The organism is Consotaella aegiceratis (genome assembly GCF_036541425.1).
Taxonomy (GTDB): Bacteria; Pseudomonadota; Alphaproteobacteria; order Rhizobiales; family Rhizobiaceae; genus Consotaella; species Consotaella aegiceratis.
In genome coordinates this window covers 187,021-206,061 of record NZ_JAZHFT010000002.1, presented here as the reverse complement: position 1 = coordinate 206,061, position 19,041 = coordinate 187,021, and the positions used below count along the sequence as shown (strand labels likewise).

Annotated in this window: 12 protein-coding genes; 8 read left to right on the top strand and 4 right to left on the bottom strand. The window is 66.5% G+C overall.

Annotated features, from left to right (window positions below):
* Nucleotides 1-138 precede the first annotated feature (138 nt).
* Nucleotides 139-672: a P-loop NTPase family protein gene (locus SMD10_RS02525; protein ID WP_331684068.1), complete on the top strand. Its 534-nt coding sequence runs from the start codon at nt 139-141 to the stop codon at nt 670-672.
* A 124-nt stretch (nt 673-796) separates the two neighbouring features.
* Here the strand turns inward: SMD10_RS02525 and ybaK are convergent, their stop codons facing one another.
* From ybaK to SMD10_RS02505, 4 genes are read right to left on the bottom strand one after another with little or no spacing between them, the layout of a single operon-like run.
* Nucleotides 797-1,276 (bottom strand): Cys-tRNA(Pro) deacylase, encoded by a 480-nt coding sequence (ybaK, locus tag SMD10_RS02520; protein WP_331684067.1) that lies wholly within the window; start codon nt 1,274-1,276, stop codon nt 797-799.
* 4 nt (nt 1,277-1,280) lie between these two features.
* Nucleotides 1,281-2,171: a transglutaminase family protein gene (locus tag SMD10_RS02515; protein WP_331684066.1), complete on the bottom strand. Its 891-nt coding sequence runs from the start codon at nt 2,169-2,171 to the stop codon at nt 1,281-1,283.
* Nucleotides 2,168-4,585, bottom strand: coding sequence for a circularly permuted type 2 ATP-grasp protein (locus tag SMD10_RS02510; RefSeq protein WP_331684065.1), 2,418 nt, complete (start codon nt 4,583-4,585; stop codon nt 2,168-2,170). Before SMD10_RS02510 ends, SMD10_RS02515 begins: the two co-directional genes overlap by 4 nt.
* A gap of 17 nt (nt 4,586-4,602) precedes the next feature.
* Nucleotides 4,603-7,971, bottom strand: coding sequence for a transglutaminase family protein (locus SMD10_RS02505; RefSeq protein ID WP_331684064.1), 3,369 nt, complete (start codon nt 7,969-7,971; stop codon nt 4,603-4,605).
* A gap of 199 nt (nt 7,972-8,170) precedes the next feature.
* Between SMD10_RS02505 and SMD10_RS02500 the strand changes: the two genes are divergently transcribed.
* The 7 genes from SMD10_RS02500 (at nt 8,171) to SMD10_RS02470 (ending at nt 18,983) form a co-directional block, all read left to right on the top strand.
* Nucleotides 8,171-9,256, top strand: coding sequence for a zinc-binding metallopeptidase family protein (locus SMD10_RS02500; protein WP_331684063.1), 1,086 nt, complete (start codon nt 8,171-8,173; stop codon nt 9,254-9,256).
* A gap of 300 nt (nt 9,257-9,556) precedes the next feature.
* Complete coding sequence (treZ, locus tag SMD10_RS02495; RefSeq protein ID WP_331684062.1) at nt 9,557-11,431, top strand: malto-oligosyltrehalose trehalohydrolase; 1,875 nt, start codon at nt 9,557-9,559, stop codon at nt 11,429-11,431.
* Entirely contained in the window at nt 11,428-13,278 is a 1,851-nt protein-coding gene (malQ, locus tag SMD10_RS02490; protein ID WP_331684061.1) for a 4-alpha-glucanotransferase, read from the top strand. Before treZ ends, malQ begins: the two co-directional genes overlap by 4 nt.
* Nucleotides 13,279-13,280: 2 nt before the next feature.
* Nucleotides 13,281-15,986 (top strand): malto-oligosyltrehalose synthase, encoded by a 2,706-nt coding sequence (treY, locus tag SMD10_RS02485; RefSeq protein WP_331684060.1) that lies wholly within the window; start codon nt 13,281-13,283, stop codon nt 15,984-15,986.
* Nucleotides 15,987-16,048: 62 nt separating this feature from the next.
* On the top strand, nt 16,049-16,834 hold the full coding sequence (locus tag SMD10_RS02480) for a ThuA domain-containing protein (protein WP_331684059.1): 786 nt from the start codon (nt 16,049-16,051) through the stop codon (nt 16,832-16,834).
* 8 nt (nt 16,835-16,842) lie between these two features.
* Nucleotides 16,843-17,901 carry a Gfo/Idh/MocA family protein gene (locus SMD10_RS02475; protein WP_331684058.1) on the top strand — a complete coding sequence of 353 codons (1,059 nt, stop codon included), beginning with the start codon at nt 16,843-16,845 and terminating at the stop codon, nt 17,899-17,901.
* Nucleotides 17,902-17,981: 80 nt separating this feature from the next.
* Nucleotides 17,982-18,983 carry an alcohol dehydrogenase catalytic domain-containing protein gene (locus tag SMD10_RS02470; protein WP_331684057.1) on the top strand — a complete coding sequence of 334 codons (1,002 nt, stop codon included), beginning with the start codon at nt 17,982-17,984 and terminating at the stop codon, nt 18,981-18,983.
* The last annotated feature ends 58 nt before the right edge of the window (nt 18,984-19,041 follow it).

The following is a 19,041-nucleotide window of genomic DNA, read 5'->3' as shown; positions in this document are numbered from 1 at the left end:
CGTCGGATTGCTGGCGGAGCGTAAGGATGTCCTTGGATCTGCCTTGGAGGAAAGTGGCGCGAGACGGAACGCGTAATTCTTCCTGGTTAGGCGCTTGAGGTGACAATCGTAGGTCACGCTGCGATAATGGGCTTGGCTATGAAGCGAGTGATCGTCACAGGTGCCAACGGGAGCGGCAAGAGCTACGTGGCTGGACGCCTCGCGTCAGCGCGACCAGATCTTCCATTGGTTTCGTATGATGCAATCCGACTTACAAAGAACTGGGCCAAACGTCCTCAAATCGAGATCGACACGGCGCTTTCAAAAATCATAGAGACAGAGGCCTGGATTATCGAAGGCGGCCCAAGCCTCCTATCGCAGGCGCTAAAAAGGGCTGACGGAGTGATCTGGCTGGATCCGCCCGAAATCGTGCGAGCATGGCGTCTTGCCATCCGGCCTTGGCGAAATCTCGGCAAAACACGTCCAGAGCTGCCATCGGGGAACATCGATTGGCCACTTGAACAATATCGTTTTGCGCTTCGAAGTCTCAAGAATCGAGACAAGTTTCGAGCATTTATAGAGACCCGCCTCTCTCTGCAAAACGGCGTCTGCCTTTGGCATTGTTCCCGCTGGAGTGATGTTGAAAAAGCCATCCAAGCATTGGGAAACACGCCTGACCAAGGGGCACGATGATGGCATAGCATTCTGCTTCATCCTACCTCCGCTCCGGTCGCCTGGCCAAGAGCCGAGCAGCTCAATATAGGTTGCCAAAGCAGCGCTCGTCGGCGCGGCAGTTTCCCGACCTGACGTCTTGTCCTCACCCCTCCGCCACCAGCACCGCCGCCGTCGCCCCCAGCGCCTCCACCGCGTCCTTCGGCGCCAATTGCAGCATCAGGCCGCGCTGGCCGGCGTTGATGATCACGTAATCCTCGGCGAGTGCGCTTGCCTCGATCGCCGTCGGTACCGCGCGCTTCTGGCCGAAGGGGCTGATGCCGCCGACGTGGTAGCCGGTCAGGCGCTCGGCCTTCACCGCCGGCATCATCGCCGCCGTCTTGCCCTTGAAGGCGGAGGCGACCTTCTTCATGGACAGTTCGCGGTCCGACGGGATGACGCAGCAGGCGGGCTTGCCGTCGACCTCCACCATCAGCGTCTTCAGAACGCGCGAGGGCGGCTCGCCGATCGCCGCTGCCGCCTGAAGGCCGATCGGCTCGTGGCCGGACTGGTAGTCGTAGCTGCGGGTGGAGTAGGCGACACCGGCCTTGTCCAGCGCCAGGGTCGCCTGTGTGCTCTTGGCCATCACGTCAACTCGTATGCGTCTCGTCCAGCGGGATCACGTCCACCGCGTGCCATGAATATTGCGAACCGGCCGTGGTGACGACGCCGGCGATCGGCGCGACGTCGGCATAGTCCCGGCCGATGGCCGCGACGATGTGGCCATCGCCCGCGACAATGCCGTTGGTCGGATCGAAACCCAACCAGCCGGTTTCCGGGCCGAGCCAGGCCATGACCCAGGCATGCATGGCGTCGACGCCTTCCAGGCGTGGTTGGCCCGGCGGTGGATCGGTCTTCAGATAGCCGCTGACGTAGCAGGCGGGAAGCCCGAGACCGCGCAGGCCGGCGATCATCACATGGGCAAAGTCCTGGCAGACGCCGCGACGCGCCGAAAACGCGGTCGCGACATCGGTGCCGGTGTCGGTGAAGCCCTCTTCGTATCGAAAGTCCTGCTGAATGCGCCGGGCAAGATCAAGGCACGCCGGACCGCTCGGCCCGTCGTCGGCGAAGGAGGGGCGAGCATAGTCGGCCACCTCGGCAACCAGATCGACGGCGCGACTCTCGCCCCGGAAGTGGGCGGGCGCCAGCGAGGACAGGTCGCGTGAAGTTTCGGCCGTGGCGATCGCGGCAGCCAGAGGCGGCGTGTCGGCGAACGAGGGAGCCTCGCGTTCCACCGTGACACGGGCGCGCATCTCGACGGCGAGGCGCCGATGCGGCCGGCGCAGCCGCAGACGCTCGACATCGTTGCCGAAGAAGTCGGACGTCGCCTCGCTCCGTTCGGCGCGAGGATCGACCGCAAGCGCCAAGGCCTCGACTCGTTGCCCGAAATCGCCGCGCGGGCGGATGCGAAGCACGTGCTGCGCCTCGCCCACGGTGCCGGGATAATCGGTGCCGATCCGCAAGCGAATGTCGTAGATCATTCGTCGTCGGCCTCATGGTCGCCGGTTATTGATTTGCCGGCAAAGTAGCGTCCGTCGATCAGCTCGGAGATGGCGGCGAAATCAGCCTTGGCGCGTGTCAGAAACGCTTCGTCGACCTCCATCGGCTCCGCCGTCTGCATCCGCACGGCCAGCCGCGCCATCCGACGCGACAGAGCATCCGGCGCCGTCGCGATCGCCGATCCCGGCAGCGCCGCAAGACCGTCGCGCAGGTGCTCGGCCTGGAACGTCAGGGAGCGCGGGTTGAGCGGATCGAGAAGTGTCAGGTCGATCACCGTCTCGCGCGACAGCGCCACCGAATAGCGGCGGCGATAGGCGACGCGGCTGTCGGTGAATTCGAGCAATGCCTCCCACGCCCCTTCCGGCGGTTCGCCCTTGACGAGGGCGGCGGCCACGCCCGCGCCGATGGAGCCGCGCTCGAGGTGCCGCCCCGCCTGCAGAAAGCGCCAGCCGGTGAACTGGTACATGTTTTCCTGGACGAGGCCGGCAAAGCCGGAGAGCCGGGTCAGGACCTCGCCGGTCAGGCGCACCAGCGCCTCGTCGTCCGGGGCCGCCGGTTGCCGCAGCCACTCGTCCAACTCCGCCAGAACGCGCCAGCCGTCCGGCGAAAAGCGATCGCGGATGCGCGAGGCGGTGTCGAAGGCCGATCGCAGCAGGTGGTGCAGACCGTCGACGGGCGGCGTGCCGTTCGCCAGGCCGAAGCTCGCGAGCAGGGCGTCGAGCCGCATCTGCAGAGGGCGGCTGATGTCGCGCTCGCCCCGGCGTCCGGCGGCCAGACGCAGCAGCCGCGTGGCGCCCTCGGCGCGCTCCACATAGCGCCCGAGCCAGAACAGATTGTCTGCCGCGTGGGCCGGCAGAGCGTTGGGCAGGCGGCGGGGGAACCGACTTTCGCCGGGTCCGAGCAGCGTCACAGGGCGCGGCTCGCGCCGCGATCTCACCCAGACGTCGACCGAATGGCCGCCCGCCTGCATGGCGACCGCGCGGGGGTCGGCGGAGTGCGAGACTCGGGCGAAACCGCCGGGCATGACGTGCCAGCCCGCATCGTCGCGCGCCAGAAACACGCGCCACGTCACCGGCCTGGGCACCGGGTGTCCGTCCATGACGACGGGTGCGGTGGACAGGCCGACCAGTTCCTGCCCGACCAGCCCGGCCGCCGCCGAGCCGAACAGCGGATCGTCGGGCGCACCCTGCAAGGCCGGCAGTGTTGGACGCGCGTAAGGTTTGGCTCCCGATGCAGGGGGAAAGGCCGGCGCGATCGCCAGCCGGTCGCGGTGCTGGCGCACATGGTCGCGCTCGGCCGGTTGGCCGCACCACCAGGTGGCGATGACGGGAAGCTCCAGCGTTTCACCGATCAGGGCTTCGGCCATGCGCGCCTGGAAGGCGAGCAGCGCGCGGGATTCCAGAATGCCGGAGCCCAACGCGTTGACCAGTGTGACGTGTCCCGCGCGCGCCGCCTCGACCAGCCCGGCGGTGCCGATCTGCGAGGCGGCGTAAAGCTCCAGCGGATCGGCATAGTCGGCGTCGAGCCGTCGCCACAGCACCTTGATCGGCCGTGGCCCGTGCACCGTGCGCACGGCGACGCCGGTCTCGTCGGCCGCCAGATCGCCGCCTTCGAGCAGCATGAAACCGAGATAGCGGGCGAGATAGGCGTGCTCGAAATAGGTCTCGTTGTGGGGCCCGGGCGTCAACAGTCCGACGCGGCCGGTGGCCGATCCTGTGAGATCGTAGAGCGTGGTGCGGAAGCGCTGGAAGAAGCCGGCCAGCCGCTCGACCTTCATCGAATGGCGCAGGTCGCCGAAGGCGCGCGCCGTCGCCACGCGGTTTTCCAGCGCGAAGCCGGCGCCGGAGGGGGCCTGGGTGCGATCGCCGAGCACCCACCAACGCCCGTCCGGGCCGCGGCCGAGATCGACGGCGATGAAGCGGAGTAGCGGCTCGCCTTTCCGGCCCTGGCCCGCGAGAGGTCGCAGATACTCCGGATTGTCGGCCACCACGGCGGCGGGCAGGATGCCTTCGCCGACCAGCCGGTTGTCGCCGTAGAGATCGGCGAGCAGGCGTTCGAGAAAATCGGCGCGCTGGATCAGCCCTTTCTTGAGCCCGGCCCACTCGACTTCGGAAACGACCAGGGGCGGATGGGCGAGCGGCCAGGCGCGCTGTTCGGCGGCCGGATCGGCGCCGCCATAGACGCGGTAGAACACGCCGGCCTCGCGCAGGTAGCGTGCGGCGCTGGCGGTACGGCCAGAGCGCTCCTCCTCGCTCATGGCGCTCAAGGCTTCGATCAGCGGGCGATAATGCGGCCGCAGCGCCCCGTCCGCGTCCAGCATTTCGTCGAAACCGCCAGGAGGCGGCCGATAGGCGCGCAGGAAATTTGCGTCCGGCCCTCCTGCCCGCCCCGCCATCTCCGCCGCCGGCTCCATCACGACGCGAGATGGGGCGGGCGGCGCAGGTCGAGCGTCGTCGGAAACGAGGGATCGGGCATTTCGGCCGGCGGCAGGAATGAACCCGGCCGATGGCCGATGTCCTCGAAGCGCGCCAGGCGGCGGGCTTCGGCCTCGTAGGAATTGACCGGGAAGGTCTCGTAGTTGCGGCCGCCCGGATGCGCCACGTGATAGACGCAGCCGCCGAGCGACCGCCCGCTCCAGCGATCGTAGATGTCGAACGTCAGCGGCGCATGCACGGGGATCGTCGGGTGCAGGCCCGAGGCCGGCTGCCACGCCTTGAAGCGGACACCGGCGACCGCCTCGCCATTCGCCCGCCCCGGCGTCAGCGGCACCGGCCGGCCGTTGCAGGTGACGCTATGGCGCGCGGGATCGTAGCCCGAGACCTTCACCTGCAGGCGCTCGACCGAGGAATCGACGAAGCGCACCGTGCCGCCGATCGCGCCGGTCTCGCCCATCACGTGCCAGGGCTCGAGCGCCTGGCGCAGCTCCAGCGAGATGCCCTCGCGCTCGATGCGGCCGCAGAACGGGAAGCGGAATTCCGATTGCGCCTCGAACCATTCCGGCCGCATCGGATAGCCGGCCCGGTTCAGGTCGTCGAGCACTTCGAGGAAATCGGCCCAGACGAATTCCGGCAGCATGAAACGGTCGTGCAGCCGCGTGCCCCAGCGCACGAACTTGCCGCTCGCCGGCTCCTTCCAGAACTTGGCGATGAGCGCGCGGATCAGGAGCTGTTGAGCAAGGCTCATGCGCGCGTCGGGCGGCATCTCGAAGCCGCGGAATTCGATCAACCCCAGCCGACCCGTCGGCCCATCCGGCGAATAGAGCTTGTCGATGCAGATCTCGGACCGGTGGGTGTTGCCGGTGACGTCGATCAAAAGGTTGCGGAACAGCCGGTCCACCAGCCAGGGCGGCGTCGCCAGCCCCTCGCCGGGGCCTGATACGTGATCCATGGCGATCTCCAGCTCGTAGAGCTGATCGTGTCGGGCCTCGTCGATGCGCGGCGCCTGGCTTGTCGGTCCAATGAACAGGCCGGAGAACAGATAGGACAGCGAGGGATGGCGCTGCCAGTAGAGCACCAGCGACTTCAACAGGTCCGGCCGGCGCAGGAAGGGGCTGTCGAGCGGCGTCGCGCCGCCGACCACGACATGGTTGCCGCCACCAGTGCCGGCATGCCGGCCGTCGATCATGAACTTGTCGGTGCCCAGGCGCGACAGACGCGCCTCCTGATAGACCGCGGTGGTGATGTCGACCGCCTCGTCCCACGACGTGGCCGGATGGATGTTCACCTCGATGACGCCGGGATCGGGCGCCACCCGGATGACGTTCATGCGCGGGTCGTGCGGCGGCTGATAGCCCTCGATATGCACCGGCAAGCCGCGCTCCTCCGCCACCGCTTCGATGGTCGCCAGAAGCTCCAGATAGGCCTCGATCGTCTCCATCGGCGGCATGAACACGCACAGCTTGCCATCGCGCGGCTCGATGGAGAGCGCCGTGCGCACGAAACCGGAAATCTCCGGGCCGTCGGGCGAGGCACCGCCTTGCGACTGTCCCTGACCGCCCATGAGCTGATACTGCCCACCGGCCGACTGGCTCTGGGCCGGACCGGGCACGTCGATCTTCATCTGATCGCGCCCCGGGCCGATCTCGCCCGGCTCCGGCAGCGGACCCTGTGGGACGGTCGGGTCGGCCGGAACGATATAGGGGAAGCTTGCGGGCGGGATGTAAGGCAGCGCTCCCAGCGGCAGACGATAGCCGACCGGGCTGTCGCCGGGCGTCAGGAAGATCTTGCCGCGCCGCGTCGTCCAGCGCTCCGACATCCATTTGACGCCCTTGGCCTGCCAGGCCTGGATCGGCAGCACGTAGCCGGACGGCTTCGACAGGCCGCGGTCGAAGACACGGGCGATGCGTGCACGCTCTTCCGGGTCTTCCAGCTTGGGGTCGGTCGGCTCGACGTTTTCGGGCAACTGGGCTTCGCGGGCAAGCCAGTAGGACGGATCCTCGAAGGCCGGCGCCGCATTGGCTTCGTCGACGCCGAGCTTGCCGGCGACCACTCGGGTCAGGGTTTCGGCGTCCTCGATCGAGACCGGCCGATGCTCGGTTTCGCGGGCGAACAGATCGGGGTTCTTCCAGATCGGCTTGCCGTCCTTGCGCCAATAGAGCGAGAACGTCCAGCGCGGCAGCGTCTCGCCCGGATACCATTTGCCCTGGCCGTAATGGAGAAAACCGCCCGACGCGAAGCGCTGGTGCAGACGGCGGATCAGGGCATCGGCGAGGCCGCGCTTCTGCGGTCCCGTCGCCTCGGTGTTCCATTCCGCCGACTGGAAGTCGTCGATCGACACGAAGGTCGGCTCGCCGCCCATGGTGAGGCGCACGTCGTTGGCCGCCAGTTCGGCGTCGACCGCCTTGCCGAGTTCGTCGAGTGCCGCCCAGCTCTCGTCGGAGAACGGATAGGAGACGCGCGGCCGCTCGGCGATGCGCTTCACCGTCATCTCGAAGTCGAAGTCGACCTCGGCATAGTCGACGGCACCTGAAATCGGCGCGGCGGAATGATAGTGCGGGGTGGCGGCCAGCGGCACGTGGCTTTCGCCCGTGAGCAGGCCGGAGGTCGGGTCGAGACCGATCCAGCCGGCGCCGGGCAGGAAGACCTCGGCCCAGGCGTGGAGATCGGTGAAATCGTGATCCGTTCCCGGAGGACCGTCGAGCGAGACGAGGTCGGGCTTCAGCTGGATCAGGTAGCCGGAGACGAAGCGGGCGGCAAAGCCCAGATGACGCAGGATCTGGACAAGCAGCCAGGACGTGTCGCGGCACGAGCCGGAGTTTTTCGCCAGCGTCTCTTCCGGCGTCTGGACGCCCGGCTCCATGCGGATCAGGTAATCGATTCTTTGCTCGAGCACCTGATTGAGGCCGACGAGGAAATTGACGGTGTTCTTTTCGCTGCGGTCGAGATCGGCGAGGAATGCCTGGAGCAGCGGTCCTGCGGGCTCGCGTTCGAGATAGGGATCGAGATCGCTCTTCAGCGGCTCGACATAGTCGAACGGCCATTCGGTGGCATATTCCTCGACGAAGAAGTCGAACGGATTATAGACCGTCATGTCGGCCAGAAGGTCGACCTCGATTTTGAATTCCTTGGTCTTTTCTGGGAAGACGAAGCGCGCGAGATAGTTGCCGAAGGGGTCCTGCTGCCAATTGATGAAGTGCTCTTCCGGCGTCACCTTCAGCGAATAGGACGGCACCTTCGTGCGCGAATGCGGCGCCGGCCTGAGCCGAATCGTCTGCGGCGCCAGATTGACCCAGCGGTCGTACTTGTAATGGGTGACGTGGTGAAGGGCGGCGAGGATCGACATCGGGGCCTTTGGACAACGCTACGGATCGCATGGACTGTAGACGAACGCGGCGTCGCGGCAAGCGCGCGGTGGCGCGGAGGCGACAAGTATTCGGCTTCACGCGGTGTTTTGCCGGATCGGCGGAACCGGCGGTCGATCTCGGCATTGATGGGCGCGGATTGCGAAACGGGCGTGACGACGCCCTCTAAAGGCTTGGCCAATGAAGCTTTTTTCCTGCCCCTCCTGCGGCAATGTCATTTATTTCGAGAACGTCGTCTGCGAGCGCTGCGGCCACGCACTGGGATTCGAGCCGCAGTCCTTCGAGATGCTGGCATTGGAGCCGGAGGACGGCTTGTGGAAGGCCGCCGGCTCCTTTGCCGACGGCGCGACCTGGAAATACTGCGAAAACTACGAGCACGGCGTCTGCAATTGGCTCGTGCCGGCGGAGAGCGACGCCACGTTCTGCCTGGCCTGTCGCCATAACATGATCATCCCGCCGCTCTCCGATCCCGCCAATCTGCCGCTTTGGCAGAAGATGGAAATCGCCAAGCGCCGGCTGTTCTATACGCTGCTCAGGTTGAAGTTGCCGCTGACGACCCGAGACGAGCACGAAGAGGGTCTCGGCTTCGAGTTCTTGGCCGAAGGCGTGGCCGGCACCGAGCACGTGATGACGGGCCACGACCATGGTCTGATCACGATCGCGCTGGTCGAAGCCGACGATGCCGAGCGCGAAAAACGCCGGGCGGCGATGGGCGAGCCTTATCGAACGCTGCTCGGCCATTTCCGCCACGAGATCGGCCATTGGTATTGGGACCGGCTGGTGCGCGACGGGGGCGCTTTGGCCGCCTGCCGCGCCGTCTTCGGCAATGACGAGGAGGATTACGGCGAGGCGCTGCAGCGCCATTACGACAATGGTCCCAAGCCGGATTGGCAGGCCGACTACGTCTCGGCCTATGCCGGTTCCCATCCCTGGGAGGATTTCGCCGAGACCTGGGCTCACTACCTTCACATCGTCGATACGCTGGAGACTGGCGGAAGCTGGGGGCTTTCCACCCATCCGATGGCCGACCGGGAGGGGCTCCTCAACGCCGATCTCGGCTTCGACGTGTTTGCCGGCGACGTGACGATCAAGCAGATCACGGATGCCTGGCTGCCGCTGGCTGCGGCGCTCAACTCGTTCAACCGCTCCATGGGACACCAGGATCTCTATCCGTTCGTTCTCTCCGAGGTGGTGATCGGCAAGCTCGGTTTCATTCACGATCTGGTGCACGGACGGCTCGCCTCGCAAGGCGCGAACGCGTCGTAGGGATCGGTCGGGTGTGCGCGGCAGAGTGCGGCCGCGAAGGACGGATCGTCGGCGGTCTTCGGGTCTTCGCGCGAAAATTTCCGCGCCGACGGCTGGACGCGTGCGAGAGTGCTCCAATTAGTCGAAGAAGGGTGCACCTGAGCCGGCACGGCTCCTGGCTGCGCCTCGCCGATCGAGCCGGCGGCTTCGGTCTGTCCGGATCAGCGGTTCGGCGAAAGCCAATCATTGAGAGCTGGCGTTCTCGCAAGGACGCCATGACGAGATGGGGCGCCCTGGGGCGCCAGGGGACGCGAAAGACTTATGACAGCCGGCGCAACCTTTTCGTGTGAAACGTCCTGGGGCACTCTTCTGGGCGATAACGGCACCCGGTTTCGGCTTTGGGCTCCAGGTGCAAAGTCGATCGAACTGGCGGTCGCGGGCCAAAGCGGTCTCGATTTCCTGGCGATGATACGCAACGACGGAGGCTGGTGGCAGACGACCACCGATGCGGTCGCCGTCGGCGGCGGCTACGGCTTCCGCGTCAACGGCGATCTGGTCGTGCCCGATCCGGCTGCGCGCGCGCAGATCGGCGACGTCCACGGCCTGTCCAAGCTGGTCGACCCGAAGGCCTATCGGTGGAAAAGCGGCGATTGGGCCGGGCGGCCGTGGGAGGACGCCGTCTTCTACGAGCTGCACACGGGGACCTTCACGCCGGAGGGCACCTTCGAGGCGATCATCGGGAAGCTCGACTATCTGAAGAAGACGGGCATCACCGCCATCGAACTGATGCCGGTGGCCCAGTTCTCGGGCAAGCGTGGCTGGGGCTACGACTGCGTCTGCCTCTATTGCCCGCATGAGGTCTATGGCGGCGTCGAGGGCCTGAAGCGGCTGGTGGACGCCGCGCACGAGCGCGGCCTGATGGTGTTTCTCGACGTCGTCTACAATCACTTCGGGCCGGACGGAAACTATATCGGCTCCTACACGCCGGAGTTCTTTCACAACGAGGTCCATACCGCCTGGGGCGCGGCGATCGCCTATGACGAGAAGCCGGTGCGCGACTTCATGATCGAGAACGCGCTGTTCTGGCTCGAGGAGTATCGCATCGACGGCCTCCGGCTCGACGCCATCGATTCCATCGAAGACGTCACCGACGAACCGCTGGTGCGCGAACTCGCCGCGGCGGTGCGCGAGCGCATCACCGGCCGACACGTGCATTTGACCAGCGAGGACGCGCGCAACATCACCTGGCATGTCGAGCGCGACGACGATGGTCGTCCGCGTTATGTCAGCGGCGAGTGGAACGACGACTTCCACCACACCGCCCACGCGATCGCCACCAAGGAGAGCGAGGGCTACTATCAGGACTATTCTCGCGGCGCGGTCCGCCAGATGGCGCGCGCTCTGGCCGAGGGTTTCGTCTATCAGGGCCAACACTCGCCGCACCGCGACAAGGACGTCGGCTTCCCGTCGTCTCATCTGCCGCCGACCGCCTTCGTCAACTTCATTCAGAACCACGACCAGATCGGCAACCGCGCCTTCGGCGAGCGGCTGACCGACCTCGCTTCGCGGCGGATCGTGGCCGTGCTGCAGTCGATCCTGCTGCTCGCGCCGCAGATTCCGCTGATGTTCATGGGCGAGGAATACGGCGAGACCAATCCGTTCTGCTTCTTCACCGATTTCCACGGCGAACTGGGCGATCTGGTGCGTGAAGGGCGGCGGGCCGAATTCAAGCACTTCGCTGCCTTCCACAGTCCGGAAAGCCGGAAGCTCATTCCCGATCCGAACGATCCCGAAACCTACAACCAGTGCAAGATCGACTGGACGACGCACGGCCGCTCGACCTATCGGCGTCGCCTCGACCTGGTGACGCGCCTGCTGACGATCCGGCGGGAGCGTATCGTTCCGCTTCTGAAGGGCGTCGGGGGAAGCATCGGCAGCTATCACGTGGACAACGACACCGATGCCTTCGCCGTCACCTGGCATCTTGCGGATCACGCGACCCTGCACCTCTTCGCCAATCTGGATGACGAACCCTGGTCGGTGCCGCACGACGTGACACCGCAGGATCTGCACGAGGGCGAAGTGCTGTTCGACCACGAGCCGGGCGCCGCCGACAGCCTGGCCAAGGGTGAGCTCCCCGGTCCCTCCGTCGTTTTCCGTCTGGCCCGCAACACCAAGACCGAGACCTCCGCATGAACGAACGCCTCGATCGGCTCGCCGAAAGCCACGGCATCCAGCTCGCCTACATCTCCGAATTGGGCGAGCGGCACATGATTTCGGACGAGGCCAAGGAACGGCTCCTGAGGGTCCTCGGCATCGATCCGGAGCACGGGCCGTTCGGCAGCTTCGACGAGGCGAACGACCAGGCGCTGCGGCGATGCCATCATCCCTCGCTCGGGCCCAAGGGCGTCTGGGGCGTCGCCTGCCAGCTCTACAGTCTGCGCTCGCGGCGCGGTCTGGGCCTGGGCGATTTCGAGGACCTGGCGACGCTCGCCACGATCGCGGGTGCGGCCGGGGCCGCCTTTGTCGGCGTCAATCCGCTGCATGCGCTGTTTTCCGCCGATCCGGGCCGCTTCAGCCCCTATTCGCCGTCCAGCCGGCGGTTTCTCAACCCGCTCTACATCGCTATCGACAGGGTCGAGGGCGGTGCCACGGCGATCGCGGCGCTGAAGGCGGAGGCGCCGGAGGCCTTCGATGGGCTCGACGGGGATCTCATCGACTACCCGAAGGTCGGCGGTCTGAAGATCCGTCTTCTGCGGGCGATCTTCGAGGATCGCAAAGAGCGCATCCTGGGCGACGACGAATTCCAGCAGTTCTGCGCCGGCGGTGGCGAAGCGCTGCGCGACTTCGCCCTGTTCGAGGCGATCTCGACCCATGTGGTGGCCGATGGCGGCCATGCCGGCTGGCACAACTGGCCGGACGAATTGCGCATGCGGCGCAATCCCGCCGTCCACGACTTCGCCGAGGCCAACGAGGAAGAACTGCTCTTCCATCTCTGGCTTCAGTATCAGGCCGAGGAGCAACTGGGCGAAGCGCAATCGCGTGCCAAGGCGGCCGGCATGCGGCTCGGTCTCTATCTCGACCTGGCCGTAGGCGTCGCGCCGGACGGTGCGGAGACCTGGGCCGATCCGAGCCTGACGGTGGGGGCCGCGCGGATCGGGTCGCCGCCCGACATGTTCAATTCGCAGGGGCAGGATTGGGGTCTGGCGCCATTGTCGCCGACTGCGCTGGCGGCGCGCGGCTTCGCGCCGCTGCGCGATTCCTTCGAAGCGCTGATGCGCAACGCCGGTGCGATCCGCATCGACCATGCGATGGGTCTCGCCCGGCTGTGGTGGATTCCCGAGGGCGTGGGCTCGAAGGACGGCGGCTATGTCCGCTATCCCCTGGGCCGGATGATCGACATCGTCGCCGAGGCGTCGGAACGCAACCGGTGCATCGTCATCGGCGAGGATCTGGGCACGGTGCCGCCGGGCTTCCGCCATGCCATGCACGAGGCGGCCATCCTGTCCTATCGGCTGCTCTATTTCGAGCGGCACGGCGAGGCGGGGTTCCTGCATCCCTGGGCCTATCCAGATCTCGCGCTCGCCTGCGTGTCGACGCACGATCTGCCGACGCTGGCCGGCTGGTGGACGGGCGAGGACGTGCGGCTGCGCCAGGAGGTCGGTACGCAGGACCAGACGGCGACCGACCGGACCTGGGAGGAGCGCCGCCGCGACCGTCGCGCTCTCGTCATGACGCTGAAGGACTGTGAGCTGTTGCCGGCCGAGCTGGATCGCGCCGCCTCCGGCGAGGAAGCGATGCCGCCCGAACTGCCCTTCGATCTGGTGCTTGCGGTTCATCGTTTCGTCGCCAGGACGCGCAGCGTCATGGTGGCCGTGCAGCTCGACGACATGGTGGGCTCGACCCGGCAGCCGAACATGCCCGGAACGACCGACCAGTATCCCAACTGGCGCATCCGCTCGCTGGTGCTGCTGGACGACCTGGAGGCCCATGACGGATTCCAGGCGCTGGCGCAGGCGATGCGGGAGGAGAGACCGGCATAGCGATGAAACGACGGCTCGTTGCCACCTATCGGCTGCAATTCCGCGACGGCACCGATTTCGAGAGCGGACGCCAGCTCGCGCCCTATTTCAAGCGCCTGGGCGTGAGCCACCTCTATGCCTCGCCGATCCTGGCCGCGGCGCCGGGCTCGACGCATGGCTACGACGTGGTCGACTATAACCGCTTCGAACCGTCGCTCGGCGGCGAGGACGGCTTCGGCGCGATGAGCGAGGCGCTGACGGAGAACGGCATCGGGCTGATCCTCGACTTCGTTCCCAACCACATGGGCGTCAGTCCCGAAAACGGCTGGTGGGAAGACGTGCTCACCTGGGGTGCCGACAGTCGGTATCGCGACATCTTCGACATTGCCTGGGACGCCGAAAAGATCCTCGTTCCGGTCCTCGGCAAGCCCTATGGAGACGCACTGTCGGACGGCGATCTGGCCTTGGTGTTCGATGCCGAGCGCGGCCGTTTGCGCTTCGACGCGGCGGGCTATCAGGTTCCGCTCGATCCGCGCAGTCTCGGCATCGTCTTCCGGTTCCTGGAGCACGAGGAGCGCGACGAACTGATCCGCCGCTTCGCCGTCGCCACGCCATGGGATGCCCAGGACCTCGATGAGCGTTTCCAGGAACATTTGGAGGATGGCACGTTCCGCAGTGCGCTTGCCGCCGCCGTCGACGACATCAACGACGATCCTTCGGCGCTGCACGAACTGCACGAGGCCCAGAGCTGGCGGCTCGCCTGGTGGCGCACCGCGCGGGAAAAACTCACCTATCGCCGCTTCTTCGAGATCGCCGACCTGATCGGCGTGCGCCAGGAGCGCCGGCGCGTGTTTCAGGAATCGCACCGTACGGTTATCCGGCTGGCCCGCGAGAACCGTCTCGACGGCATCCGCATCGACCATGTGGACGGGCTCGGCGATCCCAAGACCTATCTGGAGGATCTGCGGGCGGCCTTCAAAGGCGTGCGGCGCACGCCGTCGATCCACGTCGAGAAGATTTTGACCGGACCGGAGCGCCTGCGGCGATCCTGGGAGATCGAGGGGACCACCGGCTACGAGTTCATCGCGGCGGTGAGCGGCCTGTTCGTCGACGCGGACCAGGAAGACGCGATGACCAGCGCCTATTGCAGTTTCGTCGGCGAGGAGGACCCGCTGCGCGTGATGATCGCGCGGCAGAAGCGCGTGATGTTCTTCCGCAATCTCGCGGGCGAACTGCAGCATCTCACCAATGAGGCGATGAGCGTTGCCGGGCGGGGGCTCGCCACGCGCGACCTGGGACCCGACACCATGGCGCGCTCCGTCGTCGAGGTTGCGGCCCAGCTCCCGGTCTATCGCACCTATGTGAGCGTCGAGGGCGTGCCGGTGGCCGATGCCGAGATGATCGACGGCGCGGTGGAGCGGGCCAAGGCCGGACGCGAGGTCGATGCGGACGAGCCGATCGAGTTCATCGGCCGGCTCCTGAAACTCGATTTCACCGATTCCCTCGACGTGGCGGGCGCGTTGGAATTCACCCGCCGCTTTCAGCAGACGACCGGCGCGGTGATGGCCAAGGCGGTCGAGGACACCGTGTTCTACCGCTACAACCGGCTGATCGCCCTCAACGAAGTGGGCGGCGAACCGGACCACTACGGCGGAACGGTTGAGGACTTTCACGAGGCGATGCGCATCCGGCTCGAGGATCAGCCGGAAGGGCTTGTCGCCACCTCGACCCACGACACCAAGCGGGCCGAGGACGCCCGCACCCGGCTCTATACGCTGAGCGAGGCGCCGGAGCATTGGGCGGGTCTGGTCGAGGGCTGGACCAAGCGTCTGGCCGCCTTCCGCGGAGCCGTCGACGAGCGCACCCTGTCGCCCGATCCGGCGACCGAATGGATGTTCTATCAGGCCCTGGCCGGCGTCCTGCCGCCGGACTTCGACCCGCGCGACGCCGAAGCGCGGGCGGGCGTCGAGGCGCGCATGCTCGCCTTCATGCAGAAGGCGGTGCGCGAGGCCAAGCGCTTCACCAGTTGGACGGCCCAGGGCGAGGCCTACGAGAACCAACTCGAAACGTTCGTTCGCGCGGTCTTCAACCCTGGCGCATCCGGCTTCTTCCTGGCCGACTTCTGGGAAAGCATCCAGCCGTTCGTCGCCGCCGGCGCGCTGACGTCGCTGTCGCAGACGCTGCTGAAGTTCACCGTGCCGGGCGTGCCCGACGTCTATCAGGGCACGGAGTTCTACGATTTCAGCCTGGTCGATCCCGACAACCGCCGGCCGGTCGATCTCAAGGGGCGCGAGGAGGCGATGCACGACGAAACGTCGATTGCCGAGGCGCTGGGCGAGTGGCGCGACGGTCGGGTCAAGGCCAAGCTCACCGTCGCTGCCCTGGCCGCTCGAGCCGAGCAGCCGAAGCTGTTTACACAGGGCGATTACCGGCCGCTGGCGATCGAGGGCGAATCGGCCGAGCATCTCGTGGCGTTCGCTCGTGTCCTCGACAAGGATCAGGCGGCGATCGTCTTGGCGCCGCGCTTCTGCCTGTCGCTCCTGCACGGGGCCGATGGTCCCCTTCCGGTGGACGGCCGCTGGAGCGGAACGCTCGTGCGCGTGCCGGAAGAACTGGCCGGCCGGCGCTATCGCGATGTCCTCTCGGGCGAGGAGCATACGCTCGACGAGACGATCGACCTCGGCGTCGTCCTGAAGACATTGCCGCTGGCGCTGCTCGTCGCGCAGTAGAAACAGTTGCGAGGCGGGCCTGTCCGGGTCAGCCGGAAGACAAGAGTTGGGAGGAGTGCCCCATGGCCATTCGCACGGTCGTCTGGAACGAGTTCGTCCACGAGAAGGAGAACCCGGTCGTCCGGGAGCTCTATCCCGAGGGCATCCACGGCAAGATCGCCGAGGTGTTGGCCGCCGACCCGGACGTCGAGGTTTCGACCGCGACCCTGGAGGAACCGGAGCACGGCCTCCCGGCGGAACGTCTCGATACGACCGACGTGCTCGTCTGGTGGGGGCACAAGGCGCATGGGCAGGTCGCCGATGCGGTGGTGGAACGTGTGCTCGAGCGCGTTCATCAGGGCATGGGGCTGATCGTGCTCCATTCGGGCCACTTCTCCAAGGTGTTCAAGCGGCTGATGGGCACGCCCTGCTCGTTGCGCTGGCGCGAGGCGGGCGAGCGCGAGCGGCTCTGGGCGATCGACCGGGCCCACCCGATCGTCCAGGGCGTCGGTCCCTCGATCGAACTGCCCAACGCGGAAATGTACGGCGAGCCCTTCCTGGTGCCCGAACCGATGGAAACGGTGTTCGTCTCCTGGTTCGAAGGCGGCGAGGTGTTCCGCTCCGGCCTGACCTACAAGCGCGGCGCGGGCAGGATCTTCTATTTCCGCCCCGGCCACGAAACCTATCCGATCTACCACAATCCCGAGATCCAGACGGTGCTCAGGAATGCCGTGCGCTGGACCTACAACGCCGCGCCGGCCTGGCGCGACGTCTCGAATGCGCCGAACGTGCCGGTCGACGAGGCTCCGGAGCCGATCGAGGCGCGCGGGCCGAGCCTGCACAGACCGGGCGAAGAGGGCTATCGCTGAGGCGGCCGATGGAAAAGCGCATCCTGATCCTCGGCACCGGCGGCATCTCGCACCGTCATGTCGAATTCTTCTCCGTCATCCCCGGCTGCCGCATCGTCGCCGCCTGCGACCTCAATGCCGGGCGCCTGCGCGCCTTCGCCGAGACGCACAAGATCGAGCGGACCTTCGACGATCTCGAGGCGGCCATCGCCTGGGGCGAATTCGACGCAGTGGTGAATTCGACGCCCGATCCGGCCCACATGCCGACCACGCTGCGGCTGATCGAGGCCGGCAAGCCGGTGTTCTGCGAGAAGCCGCTGGCGCTCGACCATGCCGACGCCATGGTGATGACGGAGGCCGCCGAAGCCGCCGGCCTGATCAACATGGTCAACTTCACCTATCGCAACGCCCATGCCCTGCAGATGGCACGGCGCATGATCGAGGACGGCGCGATCGGCACCGTGCGCCATGTCGAAGGCAGCTACCTGCAGAGCTGGCTCACCGGCCAGCATTGGGGCGACTGGCGCTCGGAGGAGCGCTGGCTGTGGCGGCTGTCCTCGGTGCACGGCTCCAAGGGCGTGCTCGGCGACATCGGCATCCACATCCTGGATTTCGTGAGCTACGGCACCGGCCTGGCCATCACCGCGTTGCAGGCGCGACTGAAGACCTTCGACAAGGCCGAGGGCAACCGGGTGGGCTCCTACGAGCTGGACGTCAACGACTCCTGCGTGATGACCGTGGAGATGGAGAACGGGGCGCTCGGCGTCATCCACATGAGCCGCTACGGCACCGGCAAGGAGAACGACCTGGACCTGATGATCCACGGCGAGACCGGCGCGCTGAAGGTCTGGGCCAACAGCACGGACTCCAGTCTGTCGGGATGCCTGGGCTCCGACATCCAGACGCAGACCTGGCGGCCGATCGAGTGCCCGCCGACACCGAGGAACGCCGAGCGCTTCGTGCTCGCGCTGCTCACCGGCGAGAACGGCGATCCGAGCTTCCGCCATGCCGCCGGCGTGCAGAAGCTGCTCGACCTCTGCTTCGTCTCCGACGCCGAACGTCGCATGTTGCAAACCGGCCTGCCTTGAGCGGCGCCCTGGTGCTAGAAGGAGACGGCGTGCCGGTGCGAAGCGGTGGTCGCCGGCCGGCCGGACATGAGAGGATCATCATGAGAGCCCTGGTTTTCTCAGAGCCGCACAAGATGGCGATCGAGGAGTTGCCGCAACCGGTCGCGGCGGACGATCAGCTTCTGATCCGTGTCAGAGCGAGCGGCATCTGCGGCACGGACCTGCATATCTTCGAAGGCGAGTATACGGCGCAGTATCCGCTCGTGCCGGGCCACGAGTTCTCCGGCGAGGTGGTCGAGACAGGGCCGCACTGCACGCGTTTCAAGGTCGGCGACCGGGTGGCGGTGGAGCCGAACACTCCGTGCAACAACTGCCCGGAATGCCTGCGAGGCCAGCACCATTTCTGCCGCAACATGGTCGTGCCCGGCGTCAATCGTCCGGGCGGCATGGCCGAATACGCGGTCGTGGCCGAGCGCGCGGCCTTCGATATCGGCGATCTGCCGTGGGAAGAGGGCGCCTTGTGTGAGCCGTTGTCCTGCGTGGTGCGCTCCATCGAGCGGCTCGACCCGCAGATCGGCGAACGGGTGCTGGTGTTGGGCGCCGGCCCGATCGGTCTCTTGATGGCGCGGCTGATCCGCGCTCGCGGGGTGACCCGGATCGATTTCCTGGAGCGCAATCCGACACGCGGTCGGCGCGTCGCCGAGATGCGCTATGGCGAGGTTTTCGGCGATCTGGGCGCGGTGCCGGACAGGGCCTATGACAGCGTCGCCGACGCCTCGGGCAGCTCGATGCTGGTGTCGGAGGCGGCGAACCGTCTGACCCGCTCCTGCGGCAAGGTTTTGGCCTTCGGCGTGCCGGCCATGGGGCGGCAATTGGCCATCGACCATTTCCGCCTGTTCCGCGACGAGATCTCGATCATCGCGAGCTATACCTCGCTGAAGAACAGCCTTCAGGCGATCGATCTCATGCGTAGCGGCCTGATCGACGTCTCCGACATCGTGTCGCACAGGATCGCGCTGTCGCAGGTCCCCACGTTCATCGAGCGCATGCAGGCTGGCGACGGCGACCTGCGCAAGGTGACCGTCACCGACTTTGCCGGATAGGCGGCGAGCGGAGCTTCCAGGGCAACATGCGTTCAAGTTGGATCGCCTTGGCGCTCTG

Excerpts from the sequence above, each read along its gene's own strand:
- SMD10_RS02505 (WP_331684064.1), bottom strand. The coding sequence starts at position 7,971 with ATGTCGATCCTCGCCGCCCTTCACCACGTCACCCATTACAAGTACGAC.
- ybaK (WP_331684067.1), bottom strand. The coding sequence starts at position 1,276 with ATGGCCAAGAGCACACAGGCGACCCTGGCGCTGGACAAGGCCGGTGTC.
- treZ (WP_331684062.1), top strand. The coding sequence starts at position 9,557 with ATGACAGCCGGCGCAACCTTTTCGTGTGAAACGTCCTGGGGCACTCTT.
- SMD10_RS02515 (WP_331684066.1), bottom strand. The coding sequence starts at position 2,171 with ATGATCTACGACATTCGCTTGCGGATCGGCACCGATTATCCCGGCACC.
- SMD10_RS02510 (WP_331684065.1), bottom strand. The coding sequence starts at position 4,585 with ATGGCGGGGCGGGCAGGAGGGCCGGACGCAAATTTCCTGCGCGCCTAT.
- SMD10_RS02475 (WP_331684058.1), top strand. The coding sequence starts at position 16,843 with ATGGAAAAGCGCATCCTGATCCTCGGCACCGGCGGCATCTCGCACCGT.
- malQ (WP_331684061.1), top strand. The coding sequence starts at position 11,428 with ATGAACGAACGCCTCGATCGGCTCGCCGAAAGCCACGGCATCCAGCTC.
- SMD10_RS02500 (WP_331684063.1), top strand. The coding sequence starts at position 8,171 with ATGAAGCTTTTTTCCTGCCCCTCCTGCGGCAATGTCATTTATTTCGAG.
- treY (WP_331684060.1), top strand. The coding sequence starts at position 13,281 with ATGAAACGACGGCTCGTTGCCACCTATCGGCTGCAATTCCGCGACGGC.
- SMD10_RS02480 (WP_331684059.1), top strand. The coding sequence starts at position 16,049 with ATGGCCATTCGCACGGTCGTCTGGAACGAGTTCGTCCACGAGAAGGAG.
- SMD10_RS02525 (WP_331684068.1), top strand. The coding sequence starts at position 139 with ATGAAGCGAGTGATCGTCACAGGTGCCAACGGGAGCGGCAAGAGCTAC.
- SMD10_RS02470 (WP_331684057.1), top strand. The coding sequence starts at position 17,982 with ATGAGAGCCCTGGTTTTCTCAGAGCCGCACAAGATGGCGATCGAGGAG.